The organism is Pseudoalteromonas sp. SR41-7 (genome assembly GCF_014163935.1).
GTDB classification, from domain to species: Bacteria; Pseudomonadota; Gammaproteobacteria; order Enterobacterales; family Alteromonadaceae; genus Pseudoalteromonas; species Pseudoalteromonas distincta.
On the sequence record NZ_JACJEF010000008.1, the window covers coordinates 52,897 to 77,953 of the forward strand.

General features: G+C 40.6%; 21 protein-coding genes. 10 read left to right on the forward strand and 11 right to left on the reverse strand.

The features are described from left to right. Positions 1-53: 53 nt before the first annotated feature. Positions 54-824: an NADP-binding protein gene (locus H5092_RS12415; RefSeq protein ID WP_182733611.1), complete on the forward strand. Its 771-nt coding sequence runs from the start codon at positions 54-56 to the stop codon at positions 822-824. Here H5092_RS12415 and hutH read toward each other — a convergent pair. The 3 genes from hutH to hutC form a co-directional block, all read right to left on the reverse strand. Then, positions 821-2,356, reverse strand: coding sequence for a histidine ammonia-lyase (gene hutH, locus H5092_RS12420; RefSeq protein WP_182724155.1), 1,536 nt, complete (start codon positions 2,354-2,356; stop codon positions 821-823). The two genes, H5092_RS12415 and hutH, sit on opposite strands and share 4 nt — an antisense overlap. A 2-nt stretch (positions 2,357-2,358) precedes the next feature. Then, the gene (gene hutU / locus H5092_RS12425; RefSeq protein WP_182733612.1) at positions 2,359-4,032 is read right to left on the reverse strand and encodes a urocanate hydratase; all 1,674 of its coding nucleotides are present in this window, start codon (positions 4,030-4,032) and stop codon (positions 2,359-2,361) included. A 66-nt stretch (positions 4,033-4,098) separates the two neighbouring features. Beyond that, a complete protein-coding gene (gene hutC / locus H5092_RS12430; RefSeq protein WP_002959947.1) occupies positions 4,099-4,806 on the reverse strand; it encodes a histidine utilization repressor in 708 nt (235 codons plus the stop codon). Positions 4,807-4,925: 119 nt separating this feature from the next. On the opposite strand from hutC, the gene hutI reads away from it, so the two are divergent. Both hutI and H5092_RS12440 read left to right on the forward strand, forming a co-directional pair. Further along, positions 4,926-6,173: an imidazolonepropionase gene (gene hutI / locus H5092_RS12435; protein ID WP_182733613.1), complete on the forward strand. Its 1,248-nt coding sequence runs from the start codon at positions 4,926-4,928 to the stop codon at positions 6,171-6,173. A 120-nt stretch (positions 6,174-6,293) separates the two neighbouring features. After that, positions 6,294-7,958 carry an EAL domain-containing protein gene (locus H5092_RS12440; RefSeq protein ID WP_182733668.1) on the forward strand — a complete coding sequence of 555 codons (1,665 nt, stop codon included), beginning with the start codon at positions 6,294-6,296 and terminating at the stop codon, positions 7,956-7,958. Here H5092_RS12440 and H5092_RS12445 read toward each other — a convergent pair. Both H5092_RS12445 and rraA read right to left on the reverse strand, forming a co-directional pair. Continuing rightward, complete coding sequence (locus H5092_RS12445; RefSeq protein WP_165723716.1) at positions 7,955-9,004, reverse strand: formimidoylglutamase; 1,050 nt, start codon at positions 9,002-9,004, stop codon at positions 7,955-7,957. The genes H5092_RS12440 and H5092_RS12445 overlap by 4 nt on opposite strands. 1 nt (position 9,005) lies before the next feature. After that, complete coding sequence (gene rraA / locus H5092_RS12450; RefSeq protein ID WP_002959955.1) at positions 9,006-9,503, reverse strand: ribonuclease E activity regulator RraA; 498 nt, start codon at positions 9,501-9,503, stop codon at positions 9,006-9,008. Positions 9,504-9,704: 201 nt separating this feature from the next. Between rraA and H5092_RS12455 the strand changes: the two genes are divergently transcribed. From H5092_RS12455 to H5092_RS12465, 3 genes are all read left to right on the forward strand, one after another. Beyond that, positions 9,705-10,244, forward strand: coding sequence for a phosphatase PAP2 family protein (locus H5092_RS12455; protein WP_024596307.1), 540 nt, complete (start codon positions 9,705-9,707; stop codon positions 10,242-10,244). Further along, the gene (locus H5092_RS12460; protein WP_002958362.1) at positions 10,241-11,272 is read left to right on the forward strand and encodes an MJ1255/VC2487 family glycosyltransferase; all 1,032 of its coding nucleotides are present in this window, start codon (positions 10,241-10,243) and stop codon (positions 11,270-11,272) included. Before H5092_RS12455 ends, H5092_RS12460 begins: the two co-directional genes overlap by 4 nt. A gap of 109 nt (positions 11,273-11,381) precedes the next feature. Continuing rightward, on the forward strand, positions 11,382-13,262 hold the full coding sequence (locus H5092_RS12465; protein WP_182733614.1) for a methyl-accepting chemotaxis protein: 1,881 nt from the start codon (positions 11,382-11,384) through the stop codon (positions 13,260-13,262). Positions 13,263-13,291: 29 nt separating this feature from the next. Here H5092_RS12465 and H5092_RS12470 read toward each other — a convergent pair whose 3' ends face one another. The 5 genes from H5092_RS12470 to priA all read right to left on the reverse strand — a co-directional run bounded on the left by H5092_RS12470 (position 13,292) and on the right by priA (position 18,401). Then, positions 13,292-13,666: a gamma-butyrobetaine hydroxylase-like domain-containing protein gene (locus tag H5092_RS12470; protein ID WP_182733615.1), complete on the reverse strand. Its 375-nt coding sequence runs from the start codon at positions 13,664-13,666 to the stop codon at positions 13,292-13,294. Between the two features lie 62 nt (positions 13,667-13,728). Further along, positions 13,729-15,057 carry an HslU--HslV peptidase ATPase subunit gene (hslU, locus tag H5092_RS12475; RefSeq protein ID WP_002958365.1) on the reverse strand — a complete coding sequence of 443 codons (1,329 nt, stop codon included), beginning with the start codon at positions 15,055-15,057 and terminating at the stop codon, positions 13,729-13,731. An 11-nt stretch (positions 15,058-15,068) separates the two neighbouring features. Beyond that, positions 15,069-15,587, reverse strand: coding sequence for an ATP-dependent protease subunit HslV (hslV, locus tag H5092_RS12480; protein ID WP_002958366.1), 519 nt, complete (start codon positions 15,585-15,587; stop codon positions 15,069-15,071). 79 nt (positions 15,588-15,666) lie between these two features. After that, positions 15,667-16,194, reverse strand: a complete 528-nt coding sequence (locus H5092_RS12485) for an SPOR domain-containing protein (RefSeq protein ID WP_024596311.1) — start codon at positions 16,192-16,194, stop codon at positions 15,667-15,669. A gap of 20 nt (positions 16,195-16,214) precedes the next feature. After that, positions 16,215-18,401 (reverse strand): primosomal protein N', encoded by a 2,187-nt coding sequence (priA, locus tag H5092_RS12490; RefSeq protein WP_182733616.1) that lies wholly within the window; start codon positions 18,399-18,401, stop codon positions 16,215-16,217. Positions 18,402-18,631: 230 nt separating this feature from the next. Here priA and rpmE point away from each other — a divergent pair, with 230 nt between their 5' ends. Both rpmE and H5092_RS12500 read left to right on the forward strand, forming a co-directional pair. Then, entirely contained in the window at positions 18,632-18,847 is a 216-nt protein-coding gene (gene rpmE, locus H5092_RS12495; protein WP_002958369.1) for a 50S ribosomal protein L31, read from the forward strand. Between the two features lie 526 nt (positions 18,848-19,373). Next, complete coding sequence (locus H5092_RS12500; protein WP_002958370.1) at positions 19,374-20,615, forward strand: malic enzyme-like NAD(P)-binding protein; 1,242 nt, start codon at positions 19,374-19,376, stop codon at positions 20,613-20,615. A gap of 64 nt (positions 20,616-20,679) precedes the next feature. On the opposite strand, the gene metJ is transcribed toward H5092_RS12500, so the two are convergent. Beyond that, positions 20,680-21,000 carry a met regulon transcriptional regulator MetJ gene (metJ, locus tag H5092_RS12505; RefSeq protein ID WP_002958371.1) on the reverse strand — a complete coding sequence of 107 codons (321 nt, stop codon included), beginning with the start codon at positions 20,998-21,000 and terminating at the stop codon, positions 20,680-20,682. 289 nt (positions 21,001-21,289) lie between these two features. Between metJ and metB the strand changes: the two genes are divergently transcribed. Together metB and metL are read left to right on the forward strand one after the other, a co-directional pair. Then, positions 21,290-22,537, forward strand: coding sequence for a cystathionine gamma-synthase (metB, locus tag H5092_RS12510; RefSeq protein WP_182693844.1), 1,248 nt, complete (start codon positions 21,290-21,292; stop codon positions 22,535-22,537). Positions 22,538-22,706: 169 nt separating this feature from the next. Then, positions 22,707-25,052 (forward strand): bifunctional aspartate kinase/homoserine dehydrogenase II, encoded by a 2,346-nt coding sequence (metL, locus tag H5092_RS12515; protein ID WP_182733617.1) that lies wholly within the window; start codon positions 22,707-22,709, stop codon positions 25,050-25,052. Positions 25,053-25,057: the final 5 nt, after the last annotated feature.

A 25,057-nucleotide genomic window follows, 5' to 3' on the forward strand; every position in this document is an offset into this window, starting at 1 on the left:
AAAGTTAGATAGAAAGAACTAGTTATGCGTTTAAAATAAAGGCTTATACAAAAATGACAAAGAAAAGTAATAAATTAGTAGTATTAGGTGCAGGCTGGTTAGGACATGCTTTATGCGTAAGTGCACAAAAAGCTGACTGGCAAGTACAAGGAACGCATAGAACAGATATACACGAGTTTGACTTTGAGCGTCAGTTTACACTTGAAGATGGGCAATTAAGGCATCAAGTTGATTTACAAGGTGCTTATTGGGTATGTGCTATTCCACCACGTAGCAGACACAGTGAAAGTAATTATCCTGAAACACTCACCGCAGCGCTTAAGCTTTCAAAGGAGCTAAACGCAAAGGGCTTTTTATTGTGCTCATCAACCGGGGTGTACGATCAAGAGCCTGGTGTATATAGTGAAAGTAGCGATATTTCATGCACAAACGAGCGCCAAATAAAGCTTTACGAAGCTGAAGAGCAAGTGCTTGAACAAGATGGCAAAATACTTCGTTTAGCTGGCTTACTAGGGCCTAATAGAGAGCCAGGGCGTTTTGTGGCAGGTAAAGAGCTCAATACATCAAGTGAGCAAGTGGTAAATATGGTGCATCAACAAGATGTAATTAATGCTATTTTTGCGGTGATAGAGCACTGGCAAGTAGGGCAAAATATTTATAATGTGGTTAATCCTGCGCACCCCACAAAAGCTGAATACTACGCGATGAAGTGTCAGCAACATGGTGGTGAAATGCCAACGTTTACAGGAACTGATTCGGCTGAGCGAAAAATATTAGGCTCAGCCATTGAAGCCTTAGGGTTTAGCTATCAGCACGGTATTTAATATGCTGAAGGCAGGGGACTGCTCTCTATAAAGTCGCATAGCTTACCTTCACTTAGTAATGTATTAGCAGCTTCGATATCGGGAGCAAAGTAGCGGTCTTTATCATAATAACTTACATGCTCGCGTAACAATGCTTTAGCGCTTTGCACTTTATCTGATGGTTCAAGCGGCTTTCTAAATTCTAGCCCTTGAACCGATGCTAACCATTCTATTGCCAAAACACCTTGGGTATTATTGGCCATTTCATCTAAGCGCCTTGCTGCAAAGGTTGCCATAGAAACATGATCTTCTTGGTTTGCAGATGTAGGCAAGCTATCGACCGAAGCCGGATGCGCTAATGATTTGTTTTCTGATGCAAGCGCTGCTGCGGTAACTTGGGCAATCATAAATCCTGAATTTAAACCGCCGTTTTCAACTAGAAATGGCGGCAATTTGGATAGGTTTGAATCGATAAGTAATGCAATTCGCCTTTCTGCTAATGCGCCAATTTCGGCAATTGCGATTGCTAAGTTGTCAGCGGCCATTGCAACGGGCTCTGCATGAAAGTTTCCTCCCGATATTATGTCGCCTACATCGGCAAAAACTAGCGGATTATCGGTTACACCGTTCGACTCGCATAGCAATACTTCTGCGGCTTGGCGTATCTGAGTTAGGCAAGCACCTAGCACTTGAGGCTGGCAGCGAAGGCAGTATGGATCTTGTACTTTTTCACAATTGACGTGGGAGCTACTAATTTGAGAGTGCGTATCGAGTAGCTCTCTAAATACTTGAGCGGTGTCTATTTGTCCGCGCTGTCCGCGAATTTCATGAATACGTGCATCAAATGGCGCGCGACTGCCCATTGCAGCTTCTATGCTTATTGATCCGATAACGCAGCTTTGTGCATATAAGTTCTCGCTTCTAAATAGGCCTTGTAGTGCAAACGCAGTCGACGCTTGTGTGCCATTTAATAAAGCTAAGCCTTCTTTGGCTGCAAGGGTAAGGGGTTCAAGTCCCGCTATTTTTAACCCTTGTGCTGCGCTAATTATTTCTCCTTTATGTCGCATTTGACCTTCAGCTAATAAAGGTAGACACATATGCGCAAGAGGGGCTAAATCTCCCGATGCCCCCACGGAGCCTTTTTTAGGCACGCATGGATATACTTCGCTACTAAGCAGCTGCATAAAAAATTGGATTACTTGCAGGCGAATGCCCGAATAGCCACGTGAAAGCGAGTTTACTTTTAAGGTGATCATTAACCTTACTGTGCTGTCATCCATGTATTCGCCAATACCCGCAGCGTGTGAAAGCACAATGGAGCGCTGTAATAATTCAAGTTGGTCGTCGGCAATTTTAGTATTGGCTAATAATCCAAAGCCGGTGTTAATTCCATATACAGTGCGGTGTTCATTAATAACATTTTGAACGGTTTGCGCGCTGGCTGCTATTTGCGACTCGGCATGCTTTGCAAGGCTCAGCTTTACCGGTGAATTATTAATTTTTCTTAGTGTGTTTAAATCAAGTGATCCGGGTGTGAGAGTAAGTTCGAACATGATCATTCCTCGTTTAACATAGGTAGGTCTAAATTTTGTTCTTTAGCGCAGTTTTTTGCTATGTCGTATCCGGCATCAGCATGGCGCATTACACCTGTTGCAGGGTCGTTCCACAGTACGCGAGCAATACGCTCTTTAGCTTCATCAGTACCATCGGCAACAATAACTACACCAGAGTGCTGACTAAATCCCATTCCTACACCGCCACCATGATGAAGCGACACCCAAGTAGCGCCACTTGCGGTATTAAGCAGTGCGTTGAGTAATGGCCAATCTGATACTGCATCTGAGCCATCTTTCATGCTCTCTGTTTCGCGGTTAGGGCTGGCAACTGAGCCAGAGTCGAGGTGATCGCGACCAATAACTATAGGGGCTTTAAGTTCGCCATTTTTAACCATTTCATTAAAGGCCAGTGCAAGGCGTGCTCTATCTTTTAGGCCAACCCAGCAAATGCGTGCAGGTAAACCTTGGAATTGTATGCGTTCCCGCGCCATATCAAGCCAGTTATGTAAATGTGCATCATCAGGAATAAGCTCTTTTACTTTAGCGTCGGTTTTATATATATCTTCAGGGTCGCCTGATAATGCTACCCATCTAAATGGTCCAATCCCTTCACAAAATAAAGGGCGAATATATGCAGGCACAAATCCAGGAAAATCAAACGCGTTGGTAACACCCTCATCAAACGCCATTTGACGAATATTATTACCGTAATCAGTAGTGGCGGCACCGGCTTTTTGTAGTGCTAGCATAGCTTTAACTTGGACTGCCATTGATTGTTTAGCGGCTTTTACTACGGCTTTTGGATCTTGCTCACGCATTTTTGCTGCGTACTCCATTGTCCAGCCTTGTGGTAAGTAACCATTTAATGGATCGTGAGCAGATGTTTGATCTGTGACTACATCAGGGGTAATGCCTGTTTTAACCAGTGTACTAAATACATCGGCAGCGTTACCAAGCAAACCCACTGAGAGGGCTTTACCTTTTACACATGCATTGGTTACTAATTGCAGTGCGTGTTCAAGACTTGTTGCTTTTACATCAACGTAGCCTGTTTTTATACGAAAATCGATACGGCTTTCATCACATTCAACAACCAGTGCACTAAACCCAGCCATTGTAGCTGCAAGTGGTTGCGCACCGCCCATACCACCAAGACCACCTGTTAATACCCATTTACCACTAGCGCTACCTGTAAAATGTTGCTTTGCCATAGCTACAAAGGTTTCGTAAGTTCCTTGTACTATGCCTTGCGAGCCAATATAAATCCAAGAACCCGCCGTCATTTGCCCGTACATCATCAAGCCTTTTTTATCGAGCTCGTTAAAGTGCTCCCAATTTGCCCAGTGTGGAACAAGATTTGAGTTAGCAATAAGCACGCGAGGGGCATTGCTGTGGGTTTTAAATACACCAACGGGTTTTCCTGATTGTACAAGCAGGGTTTCGTCGCTTTCGAGCCTATCGAGGGTTTCTATAATTTTGTCATAACTTGGCCAATCACGAGCTGCTCGGCCAATACCACCATATACAACAAGTGCATGAGGATGCTCTGCAACTTCAGGGTCTAAGTTATTCATTAGCATGCGCTTAGCAGCTTCTGTTTGCCAGCTTTTAGTACTTATTTTATCTCCATGAGGTGCACGTATTACGCGACTTGTGTCGAGTCGGTTGTTCATGTTTTGCTCCTGTTGTATATACAAGGTGATTTGTTATAAAAAAAGCGCAGTAAGCGCTATTGTTTGTTATTTTTTAAATGTTAAGTGGCCACCTAAGCGATATTTACTGCCTGGTGATACAAGGCGCGCAAAGCTTACAATGCCTTTAACAGACCAGGTGCGTCGGATTACTTGTAAGCATGGCTCTTCATTATATAAGTTTAACCATTGGCACATTTCGCTGTTTGGCATAATGGCCTCTACTGTATGCCTTGCTTGGGTAAGTGGGGCAACACTAGATAGATATTCATGTGGTGTAAGCATGCTAAAGTCTTGTTGTAAGTAGCCAGTCGCAAGGGCAGGATTTACAAAACGCTCTTCTAGCTGCAAAGGGCTGTCGTTTTCGTTATGCACAAGTACACTTCGATATACAACACTGTCAACCTCAACACCAAGTGCAATGGCAATAGGTGCGACTGCATTTATTGATTCGAGTATGAGTACACTACAGGTGTAGTTGCCGTTACGCTCTTTTACTTCATCAGCAATATTTTTTATTTCAAGTAACGATGACTGCGATTTAAATGTAGCTACAAATGTACCTAACCCTTGGCTGCGGGTTAAAATACCTGCCTCGGTTAATTCGCTTAGTGCTCTGCGGGCTGTCATCCTGCTTACACTAAATTGACTACTTAGTTCGTTTTCAGAGGGAACACGTTGGTTTTCTTGCCACGTACCGCTGCGTATTTTATCAACAATGAATTGTTTTATTTGCGCAAATTTAGGTGTCGTCATTAAATTTATGGTTACGTTAAAAATAAACTATATAAATAAGATGACACAATTATCTTGTATATACAAGATGGGTTGTTAGACTATATTTTCATCAATCTCGGCGTAAAAAGGGCTGAAAAATGCAAAGCACAACACAACATTATGAGTTAGAAGAAATCGACTTACTTTTAACTGATGCCAATATTGCCACTATGGATAGCAATATAAATGCCCCTTATGGCGCAATCGAAAATGCTGCTATAGCCATTAAAAATGGTAAAATTGCGTGGATTGGAGAGCAATCAACATTGCCTAGTTTTGATGTGTTTGCAACGCCGACATTGAGTGTAAAAGGACAGTGGTTAACGCCGGGCTTAGTAGATTGCCATACTCACTTAGTATTTGCAGGTTCAAGATCGCAAGAGTTTGAACAGCGTTTGCAAGGCGTAAGCTATGAGCAAATCGCAGCACAAGGCGGTGGCATAGCAAGCACGGTTAAAGCCACAAGAGCAGCCGACCGTGAACAATTGTTTGTTGATGCAAAAGATCGCTTAAATACGTTATTAAAAGAAGGTGTAACCACCGTTGAAATAAAGTCTGGTTATGGGCTAGATACTGAAAATGAGATAAAAATATTAGAAGTCGCTCGTTTATTAGGTCAACATCACCCTATTGATATTAAAACTACTTTTTTAGGGGCGCATGCTCTACCGCCTGAATACAAAGGCCGTGCTGATGAATATATTGATTTAGTGTGTACTGACATGCTTGATCAGGTAGTGGCTAATAATCTTGCTGATGCAGTCGATGTATTTTGTGAAAATGTTGGGTTTAGTTATTCGCAAACCAAACGTGTTTTCCAGGCGGCTAAAAAGCATAACCTCCCAGTAAAATGCCATGCTGAGCAGCTATCTAATCAACAGGGTGCTAAGCTGGTGGCGCAGTTTAATGGCCTTTCGGCTGATCATATTGAGCATCTAGATGAAGAGGGTGTAAAAGCCATGGCAGACGCTGGGACGGTAGCGGTATTATTGCCAGGTGCATTTTATTTTTTAAGAGAAACTAAATTCCCACCTATTGAATTACTTAATCAATATAAAGTACCGATAGCTATTGCGAGTGACTTTAATCCAGGTACTTCACCGCTGTGCTCAGTGCACTTGATGATGAACATGGCATGCACATTGTTTAGATTAACACCTGAGCAAGCATTAGCTGGTGTTACTCGAAATGCAGCTAAGGCACTAGGGTTAGACGACCGTGGTATTTTAAAGGTTGGCGCAAGAGCTGATATTGCGCATTGGCAAATAAGTCATCCATCACAATTAAGTTACCAATTTGGCGTAAATAAACTGTTAAATTTATGGATTTTGGGTAGAATTAATTAGTTTGTATTATTTTTACCCACATATAACTTGGTTTAAACTTTTTTAGCGAATACGGATGCCGTTAATTTGAACATACTAACCGACAGTAATTTCCCAATATTTTTTAGTGGTGCACTATTAATGGCGATGATCGCCACTTTATTTGCTGTTAAAAATACCAGTATTAAATTTAGTTATTTATGCACAGCTGCTGTTGGTTTAGCTATTTTAAGCAGCGGTGCGGCTTGGCTTGCTATTTTACTAGCCTTTGGGTTTTGTTTTCACTTATGGCAAGCATTTGAGCGAAATAATTGGAGCATGATAATTACCAGCTCAATGGCTGGTTTTTTATTTGTTGTTCTATTTTCAGCTCATTTATTATTGGAAGTTCCGCTATTTTGGGTTGTGTTAGCAATATTATTATTAGCTATTGTAGGTTTTTTAAATGATGAAAGCGCTGAAATAGAAGTCGTTATAGAGCCAGAACCTGAAGGTGATACATTTGTTGAAGAGTCTCCGCTTTCAGTTTTTGCAGATAGAAAACAGTTACGCCAAGGTTACTATGCATGGTGCGACAACAAACAAATAAGCGCAGCGTTAATCGTTATTCGCCTTGAAGGCTTTGAGCAAGTTAACCAGCATATTGGACGCGACTTTGGCGATATACTGTTAGCGCAATCGGCTAATCGAATAAAAGAGCTACTTTCAAGTGACGAAATAGTGACTTTAACTGGACAAGAAAAGCTAGCCCACTTAGGGGGTCTTAACTTTGCATTTATTTGTAGTTTCGCGAATCAAAAACACTTACATGAATTAGTTATTGACCAAATACTGGGTGCAACGCTTAAGCCATTTAATGTTGCTAACTGCACTGTAGAAGTAAAAGCGAGAGCGAGTTATGTTGATTGTAATGAGCAAGATAACAACTTTGATAATTTAATATCGTACGCATATCTGGCACTCGATAGCCACCCAGATCGCAAGGTTGTGCCTTATCATCAACAAATGATGATTGAATTGCGAGAGCAACAAGCGCGACTAAAGGAATTAGCAAATATTGATTTTTCGAGCGAGTTAGAGCTTTATTTTCAGCCTATTATTTGTAACGAAAACGGTCAAATTGAGTTTTTAGAATTACTACTGCGTTGGCAGCACCCTAAGCAAGGGATTTTATCCGCTAACAGGTTTATCGACGACATTAGAATTGCAGGGCTTGGTTATCCACTCGCTAAATTTGTAATAGAGAGAGCTGCTGAGCTTGCAATGGCGCTTAGAATAGAAGGTATTTCTATACCGCTTAGCATTAACGTATTTGGTCCTGAAATGCTTAACGAAGAGTTTATTGAATTTGTTGATGTTGTTTTAAGTGAGCATCACTTGGAAGCTGGCGATTTAATTGTTGAATGCCCTTTGCATATTTTTACGGGACTAGATGATAAAGGCAGAGGCATGATCGCAAGGCTTAATAACATAGGCTTAAAAGTATGTGTTGATGGACTTGGTGATAACCCGGTACTGCTTTCTAAGTTACCAAGCTTAGCGGTAGAGTATATTAAGGTTTCACCTTCACTCACTGCTGACTTTAGTAATCAAAACAATATACGCAGTTTAGTTAGCGGAATGGTTGAAATGCATAACCAACAAAAAACAAAAGTGATTTTTGAAGGGGTAGAAACACTTGAGCAACTTAAGTTTGTAAAAAGCTTAAAAGGTTATGCTGCCCAAGGTTATTACTTTGGTCACCCGCTAAGTAGTATTGGTTTAATGAGCTGGCTAAAAGAGTGGCGATTAGTTCAACAGCGCTAAGTGTTTTCTTTGGCTTGTAGATAGCTATTCACAAGTGCACTGATCACTTGTCCTACATGGGCAGCACCGGCCTCAACTCCGTTAGGGTGCTGGCTAGGCGCTGCTTCACATAAATGTAAGTACTTAGAGTCGCGATGGTTTGCTGCTAAATGCACAAAGTGCTCAGTGTCATTCACACTAAATCCGCAACATGTGTACGCACTCACCGGCATGTAAGTAATACTATCTAAATCAACTTCAATACCCAGTGGTAAATCGTTAAAATTACTTAATGCGTTTTCAATTGCCTGCGTGAGTGTAGTTTTTCGCTTAACTTGTATTGATTGATAGCTATCAAACGTAAAGTTAGCTTCACTCATTGCATCTATAATTGCTTGATTGTTTTTTATCTCATGTAAGCCAATAACGTGGTAATTACTTAGATGTTGCTCGTTATAAGCGTAGCGAAAGCCATTGCCGCTATGGCGACCTTCACATTCTCTAAAGTCGGCATGAGGGTCAAAGTTGATAGCATTAATAGGTGTATTTTTTGACTTACTCAGGGCACGGATAATTCCCAAGCAATTGTTATGACCTCCGCCAATAACGATTGGCTCAAGCCCCGCTTTAAAAATAAGGCTCAATACCGACTCTACGCGTTCATCAAGCTGTTGGCATAAATCTCGTAATTGAGTTAACTGCTGGCCTTGCTGATTATTAAGCTGGTTGCTTTGCGCCATTAAATCATCAGTATTAACTTCACCCAATAAAAGCACTTTTTGAGTGGCAATAAATTGATTGTGAGGTTGGTTTAAAAAGCGTTTTAAAAAAGCCGGCCATGCTTCGTTTGCACCGCCATTTCCTAAGTTTGCTTTTGGGCCGATATCTTCGCAAATACCCAGAAGTACATAGCGGATACCAAATTGAGCAGCGTCAACAAGTGCTTGTTGCAGGTTTACTTGGGTGTCGAGCAAGGCCATTGATTGCCATGCTTTTTTCTCATTTGCGCGGGTAGAGCAAAGTGTTCTAACCGCGCTTTCATCATATACTTTTAAATGGGAAGTCACGTTATACTTCTACAACTTCCAACTCTAATTCTTCTGCAGATAAAACAATGCCTGTGCTATCAGCATAAATAAAGTCGTCATCAAAAAATGATACCCCAGCAAAGTTAACGCCTATAGCATCTTCACCAGCACCTTCGCTGTCGGCTGCAACAGGGATTGAAGCAATTGCTTGAATGCCTAAATCAAGCTCTTCAAGCTCATCAACGTGGCGTACTGCGCCGTAAACAACAATACCATTCCAGTTGTTTTCAAGTGCTAGCTCAGCCAGTTCAATGTCGATTAGTGCGCGACGAGTTGAGCCGCCACCATCAATAAGAAGTACTAGGTCTGTACCATCTTGAGAAAGTAATTCGCGGATGAGTTCATTATTTTCAAAACATTTAACCGTTTTAATGCGGCCACCAAAGCTGTGTCGACCACCAAAGTTGATGAACATAGGCTCTAGCACGTCAACCACGTCAGCAAAGTGGTCGCATAAATCAGAAGTGCTGTAATCCATTATTTTATCCTCAAAAGGTACATTAATTTATATCTCAGTATACCCTCCTTATAAGCAATAACAACGACTTAATCGCAGTAAATTTAGGCAAAACAAGCGCTAAATCATTAATCGCAATAATAGTGTATTAAAAGCGTCACTCAATTGTTATTTACAACACATAAGCTAAATCGGTGTTCATATGTTATGCGATGAGGGATGGTGATGAATAATAATATGCTTAAAAAGGTAACTCAGATAGATGAGCAATTATTTTTAACTTTGTTTAATTGCAATTCACCGAGGTGGTTTAAAACAATGGCCTTTGGTTTGTCTAAAAGCGGTGATGGTGGGCTTTATATATTAATATGCTTAGCAGTGTGGTGGCTTAGTAATAATGAACAGCACCAATTATTGCCTGTCACTATATTAATTGGTTTTGCTATAGAAAGACCTATTTACCTACTAGCTAAAAATAGATTTGCTCGGATCCGTCCATGCGACTGCTTAGTAACAAATGCCTATATAGTACCAAGCGATAAATTTAGTTTACCATCGGGTCACAGTGCTGCAGCCTTTTTAGTGGCAATTATATTAAGCCATTTTTTCCCAGAATATGCATTACTACTATTTAGTTGGGCTACCGGCGTTGCTATGTCTCGTGTGGTATTGGGTGTGCACTTTCCTGCTGATATTATAATAGGCGCAACGATTGGTAGTTTTTGTGGTTTATTTGCGTTAGCACTCGTGGTGCCTGCATGAAAATATTGTATGGAGTACAAGGTACCGGTAATGGTCATATAACGCGCGCTCGGGTTATGGCAAGCTGCTTTAATAAGCTCGGTATTGATGTTGATTATGTGTTTTCAGGGCGCGCAAATAAAGATTACTTTGATATGCACGAATTCTCAGATTATAAAGCGTATCGTGGTTTGTCGTTTAGCACTGAAAATGGGCAAGTTAAAAATTTAAAAACACTTAAAAACATGCGAATTTGTAAGTTGGTGAGTGATATAAAATCGCTTGAGATAAAACAGTACGATTTTGTACTTAACGACTTTGAGCCTGTGACAGCATGGGCTGCAAAACGGGCAGGTATACCCGTTATTGGCATTAGTCACCAAGCAGCATTTTTGTCAGATAACGTACCTATGTTTGGTCGTGGCGTACTGAGAAAATCACTTATCAAGCATTATGCACCAGCGACTACCTACTTAGGCGTGCACTGGCAACCATTTGCAAATAATATAATACCGCCTTTTATTGCTCATCATAATCACGACAACCCTGTAGCAGTAATGAACAAGGTATTGGTATATTTACCTTTCGAAAACTTAGATAGCGTTGTTGATTATTTAAAAGACTTTCCCGAAAAAGAATTTTATTGCTATCACCCAAATGCCAGCAATCAGTCTTTTGGACATATACATTTACGAGCCCCTTCACGTTCTGGCTTTTTAAACGACTTAGCAAACACAAGTGGCGTTATTGGTAATGCGGGATTTGAGCTTGCCAGTGAAGCGCTTAAGTTAGGTAAAAAGTTACTATTAAAGCCTTTAGATGGTCAGTTTGAGCAAGCAGCAAATGCACAAACTTTATTTGCCATGGGCATGGCGCATGTTATGAACTATTTAAACCCACAAGCCCTTGATGATTGGAATAGCGCGCCGCAAAACAAGCAAATAAATTACCCCAGCGATCCCGCGCCTTTAATTGATTGGTTGGTTAAACAACAATGGAATAACACACAATCGTTACATAAAGGTTTGTGGGATAGTGTCGCCTTATAGCCATCACATTTAAACTGTTTAGAATTACCAATAATAAAAAGTTAAATTAATTAGTCGCTGTTGATCTATTAGCTATAATACAAATGCATATTTAAAAAAGGCGTTAGCGATGAATTTTTTACAAAACTTAACAATTAAACGACGTTTACAACTAAACGCAGTCGTTGTTGGTTTAGCAATGGTGGTCCTTTTATGCGTGATTATTTTTGAATCACGTACAACCTTGAGCTTAAACAAGACTATTCAATTAGCAGAAGAGCTCAACGTACATGCATTAGCATTGCGTAAACATGAAAAAAACTTTTTGTTTTATAAACAAGAAGATGCGTTAACTGCATTTGAAACGGATTTTGAGCAGTTAAGTGATAAAGTAAAAAAGTTACAACAGTTAATGGCTAACCAAGGTATTGCACAGGAGCAGGTCCAGCGCTTTGAGCAACTAATAAATAGCTATAATAATGATTTTGAAACTGTTGTTAAGCTTCAAAAAGAGATTGGTTTAACCCCGACCGACGGGTTATATGGCAAGCTTAGAAGCTCGGTTCATGAAGTTGAGCAACTATTAAAAGAGCAGCAAAATTACCAACTGCTGTCGTCAATGCTGCAACTAAGACGCTCAGAAAAAGATTTCATGCTGAGATTTGATATTAAGTACCTAGGGCGTTTTAATGAGGGAATTAATACATTTAAGCAGCAGATAGCTGCAGCACAGCTGCCAAGCGACTATAAAGCACAAATTAATCCTTTGATTGATATATACCAAAGCGAATTTCAAACACTTGTGCAGGCGCAAACTAAGCTAGGGCTAGATCTTGAGTCAGGCGCACTTGGAGTAATGCGTGACAGTGTAGATAAAAGCGACGCCATTGTTTCTAAAATCGTTAAAGACACTAAGTTACAAGTAGAGCAAAGTGTAGAGCAGGCTCAATTTTTAGCTATTTTGGTATTTTTGATTGCAGGTGTGATTGTATTAGCACTCGTTTATTTTACAAGCCACTCCATTATCGTACCTATTGAGCGGGTTTATCACACCATTAACGATATTCGCCGTAATAATGATTTGAGCGTGATGATAGAGCAAACTGGTAAAGACGAAATTACCACCATGACGGTCGACTTTAATAGCTTAATAGGCGATTTTAAGAACTTAATTAACGAAGTTAATGGTGCTTTAAACACGCTTAATGTAGCAACAGAGCATTTATCACAAAGTACCGCAGCAACAAGCTCTGGTATGCAAGAGCAACTACATGAAGCCGACATGGTTGCAACTGCAGCCACCGAAATGCAGGCGACGATTCAGGATATTTCACATAATACTGAGGCGGCTGCGAAAAAAGCAGAGTCAACAAATTTAAGTGCACAACAAGGGCGTAGTGAAGTAGATTCTACCGTTAAGCACATTAGGGCCCTATCTGATTCGCTGGGGAATGCATCAAATGTAGTGTCGCAACTTGAAAAAGATGGTGAAACAATTGGTTCAGTGCTTGATGTAATTCGAGGGATTGCAGATCAAACAAATTTACTTGCACTTAATGCGGCAATAGAAGCGGCCCGTGCTGGTGAGTATGGTCGTGGTTTTGCTGTTGTTGCAGATGAGGTTCGTTCATTAGCAAAGCGTACTCAAGAGTCTACAAGTGAGATTGAAGGTATTATAAGTACCTTACAGCAGCGTACTCAAGAAGTGGTGAGTATTATGCACAAATGTCGCTCTCAAGGTGATGAAAGTGCCTCGCAAGCAATTAAAGCAGGTGAGCTATTAGGCGCAATTACTGAAGATGTACAAACAATAATGGAAATGAGCTCTCAAATAGCGGTTGCTATTGATGAGCAAAGCCAAGTGGCATCAGAGGTTAATAAAAATGTAGTAAGAATTCGCGATATTGCACAAGACGCAACTGAACATGCCGCTAACAATGCGCAAACAAGTGAAGAGGTCTCTGAGCAGGCTCGCGTTCTGTTCACTGCAATTGATAAATTTAAGGTTTAATAACGCTTAATAGAACGGGCCTATAAAGTTTAAGGAACAAATTTTATAGGCACGCTATCTTTACTTTTTTCGTGTTCAGTTACCCGCGCTAAATATTCACTCCACAATATATCTTGTTGCTGTTGTAGTTTTTCAAAGTAGCGCCAGCTAAATAGTCCGCTGTTATGGCCATCGTCAAAATCTAGACGAAGTGCGTAATGCCCAACAGGTACAATACTTTTTATTCCTACAGCTTGCTTATTAAGTACTAGCTTCATTGGGCCAGAGCCATGGCCCTGCACTTCAGCTGAAGGGGAGTGTACACGTAAAAACTCACAGCTAAATACAGCTTTACTGTCATCATCAAAGTAAACATCTAGATTTTTACTCACACTGTGGTAATGCACTTTTGTTACGTGTTTCATTTAATATATCCCATTAAAAAGCCCCCAATTTGGAGGCTTTTAGTATAACGTTTATATTCGTTTTATAGAATAAAGCGGCTTAAGTCTTCATCTTCAACAAGTGCACCTAAGTGTTTTTCAACGTAAGCGGCGTCGATTACTAATGACGAGCCTGCTTTTTCAGAAGCATCGTATGAAATTTCTTCCATCAATCTTTCCATTACAGTGTGTAAACGACGAGCACCGATGTTTTCGGTTTTCTCGTTAACTTGCCAAGCTGCTTTGGCAATACGCTCAATTGCATCGTCGCTAAACTCAATCGATACCTGCTCAGTTTTAAGCAGCTCTCGTTGTTGCTCGGTAAGCGATGCATGAGGCTCTGTAAGGATGCGTTTAAAGTCATCTGCAGTAAGTGCTTCAAGTTCTACTCGAATCGGTAAGCGGCCCTGTAGCTCTGGGATCATATCTGATGGCTTTGCCATCTGAAACGCACCAGAGGCAATAAACAGCATATGGTCAGTTTTAACCATTCCGTGCTTAGTATTTACAGTTGAACCTTCAATTAGCGGTAGTAAGTCGCGCTGAACACCTTCTCGGCTCACATCTGGACCTGAAGAATCGCCGCGCTTACAAATTTTGTCTATTTCATCAATAAACACAATACCGTTTTGCTCTACTGCAAAAATAGCTTGTTCTTTTAGCTCTTCAGGATTTACTAATTTAGCGGCTTCTTCTTCCGTTAATAGTTTGAAGGCTTCTTTGATTTTTAGTTTACGCTTAGTGCGCTTATCGCCGCCCATGTTTTGAAACATGCTTTGTAGCTGGTTGGTCATATCTTCCATACCAGGAGGCGCCATAATTTCTACGTTTGGTTGTGCTTGTGCTAAATCGATTTCAATTTCTTTATCATCTAGCTGACCTTCACGTAGCTTTTTACGGAACGCTTGGCGAGTTGATGAGTTATCATCACGCTGCGTTTCGCCGTATTGATCTTTCGCTGGTGGTAAAAGGGCATCTAAAATGCGCTCTTCTGCTGCTTCTTCGGCGCGATGTTTAAATTTCTTAGTCTGCTGTTCACGAGTCATTTTAATTGATACATCGACTAAATCGCGGATGATAGTCTCAACTTCTTTACCAACATAGCCAACTTCAGTGAACTTAGTCGCTTCTACTTTAATAAAGGGTGCGTTAGCAAGTTTTGCTAATCGGCGGGCAATTTCTGTTTTACCTACACCGGTTGGACCAATCATTAAAATGTTTTTTGGTGTTACTTCGCTGCGTAAATCTTCTTTGAGTTGCATGCGGCGCCAGCGGTTACGAAGTGCGATAGCCACTGCTTTTTTTGCTTTAGCCTGACCTATAATGTGCTGATCTAGCTCGTGAACAATTTCTCTTGGGGTCATATCAGACATGATAGTTCCTATTATAATTCTTCGATTGTTTGGAAGTTATTAGTAAATACGCAGATGTTGCCTGCAATAGTTAAGCTTTTCTCTACTATTTCACGAGCGCTTAAATCTGTATTTTCTAAAAGGGCGGTTGCAGCTGATTGTGCAAAGTTACCACCACTGCCAATTGCAATTAGGTCGTTTTCAGGTTGAACCACATCGCCATTACCGGTAATAATTAAAGAGGCTGTTTCGTCTGCAACAGCGAGCAGAGCTTCGAGTTTTCGAAGTGCACGGTCGCTGCGCCAATCTTTAGCCATTTCTACTGCGGCTTTAGTCAGGTTTCCTTGGTGCATTTCTAATTTGCTTTCAAAGCGTTCGAAAAGAGTGAAGGCATCAGCAGTACCGCCGGCAAAACCAGCGATTACTTTGCCATTATAAAGACGTCGAACTTTACGGGCGTTGCCCTTCATTACGGTATTACCAAGAGACACTTGGCCATCGCCGCCAATTACAACCTTGTCGCCACGGCGTACACTTACGATAGTAGTCATGTTATTCCTCATCATCGAGCTGCAGAGGCAACTCGTAAAAAACGATTATGAAGAGGTTATATGGGTGAATGGTTTATTTTCAAGTCCAGCCCCAAATTCCGCAGCCGACTATTTTTACACGTTTAAGTTTGTTTTTATCACTTTCGGCTTGGCGTTTGGTTTTATATGGGCCTAAGCGCACTTTATACCAAGTACCATTGCTGCCTTCAGCCTGTTTTATTTCAGAAATGAGGCCTGCAAATGCTATTTTAGCTTTTAGCGATTCCGCTTGTGCGTGGGTTTTAAACGAACCACACTGCATAACGTAAGGACCTTTTTGCTCGAGTTCTTTCACTTCAACTTGAATCTCGTGGTTTCTAATTTCTTTAATAAACTCTGGTGTGCGTGGAATAACCACTTCTACTTTTGCGGGCGCAGTGGGGTTTGCTTGTTTTTCGACAAGTTTTGGATCTGCATTACTTTTAATAAACCATAATGTATAAGCAAAACCACCGACGAGTAAGATGGCTATGACAGCTAAAAGAATAGGAAATGGTTTTTTAGCGGGTGCGTTTTTTTTACTGTTTCTGCCTGCAGGCTTTTTGTTAATATAATCGTGCTGTGCCATGGTGTTATTTTGGCCTTAACCTAAATCATGTCTATAGGGTCTACGTCTAAGCTCCAGCGTACTTTTTGTGCAAGTTTACTTGAACTTAAATAATCAACCATTTGCGCAAGGTACTGATGTAATATGCGACGATCTTGCGCTTGAATATGTAATTGAAAACGATACATACCTGCGACTTTTTCAAGTGGAGCAGGGATCGGACCGAGCAATTGTATACCAGATACCCCATTCACAGGAACCAAATCCGTCAAAAAATCGACGACTAGCTTAATGCTGTGTCCTTGTGCACGGACAATAGCCATATTTGTAATGGGTGGTAAGTCTGCATCATCGCGTTCACTCAGTGCAAAGCGAGCAAAGTCTTGGTAACCATTATTAACTAAGTCTTGTAAAAGCGGGTGTTCTGGAAAGTGTGTTTGTAATAATACTTGCCCAGGCTCCCCTGAACGCCCAGCTCGCCCCGCGACTTGAGTAACTAACTGTGCTAAATGCTCTGTTGCCCTAAAGTCGCATGAGTATAAACCGCTATCTACGTCTAAAATTATAACAAGGCTTACATCTGCAAAGTGATGGCCTTTGGCAAGCATTTGTGTGCCTACTAAAATGCGTGCACCGCCTAGGTTTATTTCATCTAGTGCTTTTTCAAGGCTGCCTTTACGGCGAGTTGAATCGCGGTCTATGCGAGTAACGGGTGTATCTGGAAACTCGGTCGATAAAAACTCTTCAATTTGCTCTGTACCTTTGCCATTTGGAAATATTTGCGTACTTCCACAATCAGGACATTGGTGAGGAACAGGGTATTGATCGCCACAGTGATGACAAATCATTTGCCCAATCGCTTTATGAAATGTGGCGCTGGTACTGCAGCGTTTACATTCACTTAGCCAGCCACATTCATGGCAAATAAGAGTGGGTGAAAAACCTCGGCGATTTAAAAAAACCATAACCTGTTTACCGCGATTTAAGTGTTGGCGCATAGTTGCAAGGCTTGCATGTGCAATACCTGCTTGGTCGGGTTGGCCTTTCATATCGAGTAACTTAAATTGGTTATCTGTCGCAGTTTGCGCGCGCTCGGTTAAACTTAGTAGCTGATATTTGTTATTAATTGCTTTGTGAAGTGTTTCAAGTGCGGGTGTAGCACTGCCTAATATAAGTGGTATTTTATGCTGAAAAGCTCTGTATGCGGCCAAATCACGAGCATGGTAACGAAGGGTATCTTGTTGCTTAAATGATGAATCGTGCTCTTCATCGACAACTATCATACCGAGTTTTAAAAATGGCAGAAAAATACTCGAACGTGTGCCTATAACTATTGCACAACTGCCTTTTTCGCAAAAACGCCATGTTTGCAATCGCTCGTTGTCGGTAAGGGCTGAATGCCAAAGCATAATGGGTGTATCAGAAAAGCGGCGACGAAAACGGTTTACAGTTTGTGGCGTTAAGCCTATTTCTGGCACTAATACTAATGCTTGCTCGCCACGTTTGAGTACTTCTTCTAGGCACTGTAGATACACTTCTGTTTTACCACTGCCAGTTACGCCTTCTAATAAAAAGCTGCTAAATCCACTACTTTGATTTATTGCCGTACAGGCAACCGCTTGTTCTTTATTAAGTACTGGTTTACTACCGACAGTTGGAGCAACACTTTGCCATTGGTTATCGTGCTCAATAGTTTGTGTTATGAGTTCTTTATCTATTAGGCTATCGATTGTTTTTTTACTAAAGCCAAGAGCTTTTAATTCGGTTAACGATGATTTCCCCGATTGCGATAACTGCTTTAATAAATTGAGCTGTGTTTTAGCTTTTAATGACGGTACTTTTGCACCTTTTTCTGTCAGGGCAACCATATTAATACTGGTTTTATCTGGCGATTCACCTTGGCGAAGTACACTCGGTAGCGCTATATGAATAGTTTCGCCTAAGGGATAGCAATAATAGCGCGCAGTAAAGCTAAGGAGTTCTAAATGTTGGGCACTTAAAATAGGGGTGTCGTCTATTACCTCTATAATATTCTTAATTTTATCTAAAGGGACGTCGGTACTGTTTTTAATGCCCAGAACAACAGCCACTTTTTTTTGATTACCAAAAGGCACTAAAACCCGCATGCCCGGAAGTATTGGGATTGATAAGCCACTGAGCTGCTCTTCTATTTTATAATCAAAGGTGCGTGGAAGCGGGACTTTAATAGCAACTTCAACAAAACTCATAACAACTCAACCCGTAAAATTAATGCTGTAATGTACTAAAAATACCGCTAAAAACCTACTAGCAATAGTACTTGAGAAAGAGATTGTTCACTTTTTTAGCGAAAAGATAAATAAATACTTGTGCAGGGGAAGGTTGTTGGATAAAATCCGCCACCAACAAATTTGTTTTAACGACGTATGGTGCCAGACTTCGGGTTTGGAGAGCGATGCGGCCTTAACTAGAGGTTCCTATGAAAGAAGGTATTCACCCTAAGTACGAAGTAATTTCTGCAACATGTTCATGCGGAAACAAATTCGAAACTAGCTCAACTCTTTGTAAAGACATTCACTTAGACGTATGTTCTGCGTGTCACCCGTTTTACACTGGTAAGCAAAAGATTTTAGACACTGGCGGACGTGTTGATCGCTTCAACAAGCGCTTCGGTGCACTTAGCAGCAAGAAGTAATTATTGCTGTTTAGTTAAAAAAAGCACCTTAGGGTGCTTTTTTTGTGTCTAAAATTTACCACTTCTTATCTTATTTAGCTTGCTCGAGCTACATCACACCTTGCATAACTATTTCCTATTCTTATTCTGAGTATGCATAAACCTTTACAGACAAATCGATAGATATTCTCTATATTTTAAATAGTACAAATTTTAACTAGGTTGATAAAAGTAGCTAACGTGGGCTTATCTGTTTTTAAAGTAGTGTAGTAGGCTGTTATTTTAAGTTTATGATGATGCGTTAAACATACATTTTTTTAATATTGTAATAGACATAAACGCACCTCAAAACTTACTTTTTTGGTGAATTTTTATTTATCAAATGTTTATATAATCCTGCAAAGTTACTGAAAAACCTCTTAAAATTAAAGGATATAGCATATAACAGGATAGACCTGATATTGCTTGGAATTTAAAAATAATAAGGGTATCGTACCCCAAGACTCCACCTCTCACTTTAACTTAAATTGCAGGATACCATCGCGTTATGTCTGACTTTCGTGAACAAGCACTACATTATCACTCACATCCCGTACCTGGTAAAATTAGCATTGAGCTAACAAAACCAGCTGAAACAGTTCAAGACTTAGCCCTAGCTTATAGCCCAGGTGTCGCTGAGCCTGTACGTGAAATTGCCGCAGATCCTGCAAATGCATATAAATATACCGGTAAGGGTAACATGGTTGCGGTTATCACTAATGGTACTGCAATTTTGGGCTTGGGTAATTTAGGTCCTTTAGCGTCTAAACCAGTAATGGAAGGCAAGGCGTTATTGTTTAAACGTTTTGCAGGGCTTGATTCTATTGATATTGAAGTAAAGCACAAAACAACAGAAGACTTTATTAACACGGTTGCCAATATTGCTGACACATTCGGTGGTATTAACCTTGAAGATATTAAAGCACCAGAGTGTTTTGAAATTGAAAAAGCATTAATAGAGCGTTGTAGCATTCCTGTTTTTCATGACGACCAACACGGCACCGCCATTGTTACGGCTGCCGGCATGTTAAATGCACTAGAAGTACAAGGTAAATCAATTGAAGATGCAATAATTGTATGTTTAGGTGCAGGCGCTGCTGCAGTTGCGTGTATGGAACTGTTAATTAAGTGTGGTGCACTGCGTGAACACATTTATATGCTTGACCGCAAAGGTGTTATTCATACTCGTCGCGATGATTTAAATGAATATAAACAGCTTTTTGCTAACAATACCGATAAACGCACATTGCAAGATGTAATTGCAGATGCTGATGTGTTTGTTGGTGTTTCGGGTCCTAACTTGTTAGCTGCCGAAGATTTAAAACTAATGGCAGAAAAACCGGTCGTGTTTGCATGTTCAAACCCAGATCCAGAGATCGATCCTGCACTTGCTCACGGCGCACGCAACGATTTAATTATGGCAACAGGGCGCTCTGATTACCCTAACCAGGTTAACAATGTTTTATGTTTCCCGTTTATTTTCCGTGGTGCACTTGATGTACGTGCAAGCGCGATTAACGATGAAATGAAAATTGCTGCAGTTGAGGCTATTCGTAGTATTGCCAAAGAGCCTGTACCTGCAGAAGTTTTAAAAGCCGCAGGCGTAGATAAGCTAGAGTTTGGTGCGCAGTATATTATTCCAAAACCAATGGATCCGCGTTTACTACCGCGTATAGCTAAAGCTGTAGCACTTGCTGCGGTAGAGTCGGGTGTTGCGCAAATTGACTTGCCTGAAAACTATATGGCGTAATATATAACGCTTAAACAAAAAAACCTCAGCAATGCTGAGGTTTTTTGATTAAAAAGGTAACGATTTATTCTTCGTTTAAAATAGGCACTTCTAAACCCATTTCTTGCATTATCTTTTTAACTTCTTCTGGTACTTTTTCTGCGTTGTCTTTACGTAGGTCATCGTCATTTGGTAAAGGTTGGCCAGTAAATGCATGCAAAAACGCCTCACATAGCAATTCACTATTTGTTGCATGGCGAAGGTTGTTGATTTGACGACGCGTACGCTCATCCGTTAAAACTTTTAATACATTTAGTGGGATCGAAACGGTGATCTTTTTAACTTGCTCTGATTTTTTCCCGTGTTCTGCGTATGGGTGAATATACTCACCATTCCATTTAGCCATAAGATGTATCGTTGCCTCAGATTATTAATTTCTCACACGGTATAAAAAGCGTGTAAATATGCGTGAAATTCTATCGATTTAAAAAAGATAGTCAAATAATAGATACCGATCTATCTTAATAAGCCTATTTGGGATGTAAAAATAAGCTCACTTTTGTGAGCTAAAATGTGATACTAGCAAACGCCTTACCTAACTTTAGCCATCTAGAGCTTTAAAATCCTTTGACTTATTAAAACGGATAACTTACTCTTTTAGACGTCTAAACATCCAAATTAATCAGGTGACGAATATGAGCGAAAAAAACAAAGCGACCATTGCTGTACGTAACGGCGTTGATGCTGATAAACATCATGGTGCAGTGGTGCCGCCAATTTATTTATCAACGACTTATTCGTTTGCCGACTTTGATACTAAGCGTGAGTATGATTATGGCCGCAGTGGTAACCCTAATCGTGATATTTTAGCAGAGACGCTTGCTAAGCTTGAAGGTGGCGCTCGTGGCATAATTACGGCCACTGGTATGGCTGCCGTGCATTTAGCTACTCAGCTACTTAACAGTGACGACACGTTAGTAATTCCACATGATTGTTATGGTGGAAGCTATCGTTTATTTACATCGTTACAAAAACGCGGACTATTGAAGCTTGAAGTATTAGATTTAACAAAAGAAGAAAGCCTTCAACAAATTTTAGCAATTAAACCTAAGCTTATTTGGATAGAGACTCCAAGTAACCCAGTACTTCGTTTAACCGATATTAAAGCGGTTACCGATGTTGCTAAGCAATGCGGTGCATTGGTTGCCGCAGATAACACGTTTTTGTCTCCTGCCTTACAAAACCCTATTAAGTTTGGTGTAGATATTGTGGTGCATTCAACTACTAAATATATTAACGGGCACTCAGATGTAGTGGGCGGCGCTGTTATTGCTGCAACACAAGAGCTTGGTGATGAGCTTGCTTGGTGGGCAAATAATATTGGTATTACGGGCGCCCCTTTTGATAGTTATTTAACGCTTCGTGGTCTACGTACTTTAAATGTGCGCTTAAGGCAGCACCAAGAAAATGCGCTAGCAATAGCTGAGTACCTTGAAAGTTCCAATTTTGTAAGCCAAGTTTACTATCCTGGACTTGAGTCGCATCCTCAACATGAACTTGCTAAAGCACAACAACTTGGCTTTGGTGGCATGGTTAGTTTTGATATTAAAGGCGATATAAACGACGCGGCAGCATTTTTAACTAGCCTTAAAACGTTTAGTTTAGCTGAGTCACTAGGTGGCGTAGAGAGCTTAATTTGTCACCCTGCAACTATGACGCACGCAGGTATGGAGGCAAAGGCACGTTTAGAAGCGGGTGTGGGCGATACGCTTATTCGTATTTCGGTTGGGATTGAAGATATACACGATTTAATAGCTGACTTTGAACGAGTATTTGAACTTGTAAAACCAGGGCAAAATAAAAATGTTGGCCGTGTAGGCAAAGGTGCTGGCACTTCTGGTGGAAACGTTAAATTAAGTGCAGCCCGTCCAGCGCTTTGGTAATTAATACCAATCCGCAATAATACCTAATCAATTTGAGGGATTAAACCGCACGATAACATCGTTAAAAATTCCTAATATAGAACAACTAAATAACGAAATTTTTGCCTTGTTATCGATACGGTTTTCTTACCTCAAAATAGACAACTTAATTAAGCGAATTGGTATAAATATGGTCAATTGTGTACATAAATTTGGTGGTTCAAGCTTAAGCTCTAGTGAGCGCTATCAAAGCGTAGCTAAAATAATTATTGGGCATACTCAGCCGGGCGACTGTGTTGTGGTGTCTGCTGCAGGTAAAACTACAGATACACTTGTGTCGTTGTGGCAAAGTTATCAGATGCAAGACACGCAAGCTGTCGCTGATATTTTACTGCAGTTAAATAACCATCAAAGCGATTTAATTGAGCAGTTATTACAAGCTGATTTAAAGCGCTGCGCACTTAGAACACTAAATACCGAGCTTAGTAATATTGCAGAACTTGCTCAAGCTGAGCAGCTAAAAGAGGCTGCGTTACTTGCGCACGGGGAACTGTGGTCAGCACGTTTACTCGCTACTTATTTACAGCAGCTAAATATTGAGGCGTGTGCTCAAGATGCCCGTAGTCTTTTTACCTTAAACGATGGTGAATTAATGCATGCGCAAAATGCGCAGCAATGTCGACAGTCAATTTTACCTAATAAGATAAATGTTGTTACTGGGTTTATTGCCGCCGATACGAAAGGTGAGACCGTAACACTTGGACGCAACGGTAGCGATTATAGTGCAACACTACTTGCAAATTACTGTGATGCTAAGCAGGTATGTATTTGGACCGATACACAGGGTGTGTTTAGCACTGATCCTCGAAAGGTAAAAAAGGCGATTAAGTACGGCAAAATTTGTCGCGGACAAGCTAATATATTAGCTCGTTTGGGTAACCCTGTATTACATGCAAAAACACTATCGCCACTTAAAAACACAGATATTAAGCTAGCTGTTCGTAGTAGTTTTGATGTGCAAGCAAGCCCAACAGATATAGTAAAAGAAGGTTCAGCAAAGAAAAAGCGTTTTATAACCACGCTGCAAAATGTTGATTTGTTAATGGTTGAAGGATTAAGTGAAGGTGAGGTCGCAAGCGTTAGTCAGCTTATTCAGCATAGCCTTCATCATTTTAACCATAATGGTGAAGTGTATTTAGTAGTACCGGCTGCACAAACATATCAAGTTATTAATTACTTTGCTGGTAGAGCTAATATTAGTGAGTCAAATTTAAATGGCTGTGCAATTATTGCCCCTGAGCAAGACGTTAGCGTATTAAAACTGCAAGCTTTAGAAGTATTAGCTGAGCAGACTATAAAACCGCGTTTTGTGCATCAAGATAATGGTTATGTTTTATTACTAACAGACCAATTTATAGATAGCGATATACAAAGCGCCTTACACGATAAGCTAATCAATAAAGGCCAAGAAATAGCCGTTATAGTTGCGGGCCTTGGCAATGTAGGCGATGCTTTTATTGAGCAGTTATCGGCACAATTTGAGCGTTTATCAGACGACTTTAGTATTAAATTGGTAGCGCTGGTTCGCTCTAAACATATGTTATTTAATGCAAGTGGCATAAATATATCGCAATGGAAAACTCAATGGCAGCATGAGGCGAATAGCTATGAAGCTGCGGATTTACTTAATGCGATAAGCGAGCTTGACTACGAACATAAAGTGTTAATTGATATTACTGCAAGTGAGCAGTTTAGCTTTTTATATACAGATTTTGTAGACCGAGATTGTCATTTAATTAGTGCTAACAAATATGCAGGTACAGCACCTACTTCTTGGTATAAAGCACTTCGTAGTAACCTTGGCGAACGTAATTTACATTGGCGATATAATACAAGTGTAGGTGCAGGCTTACCTATCAATTTTGCTTTGGCTGATTTGCAAAATAGTGGTGATAAAATTACGCGTATTGAAGGCGTGTTCTCGGGTACACTTTCGTGGTTATGTAGTAAGTATGATGGTACCACTGCTTTTTCTGAGTTGGTATTAGAAGCACAGAAAATGGGGTTCACAGAGCCTGACCCTCGCGAGGATTTATCTGGACGAGATATGCAGCGTAAGTTACTTATTTTAGCCCGAGAGTTAGGTATAGAGCTTGAGCTTGATGATATTAGCTTATCGGCATTAATGCCCGGCGATCTTGTGCTAGGAAGCTGGGAAGACTTTCTAAACAATAAAGCCCAGCTAGATGCGTTCATTGAAGAGCATGCTGATACAGCAAAAGCTAATAACTCAGTACTGAGATACACAGGCCTATTAGATATAACAAAAACTGAAGTTATCGCTAAAGTAGGAATTACGTATGTGACCAATGGAGATGTGTTAGCAAACCTTACACCTGGCGATAATATTTTTGTAATTAATAGCAAATGGTATAGTGATAACGCGCTTGTGATTCAGGGGCCTGGGGCTGGGAAAGAAGTAACCGCTGCGGGTGTACACTCTGACTTATATTGGCTTGTTCAAAACTTAAAATAAGCCAT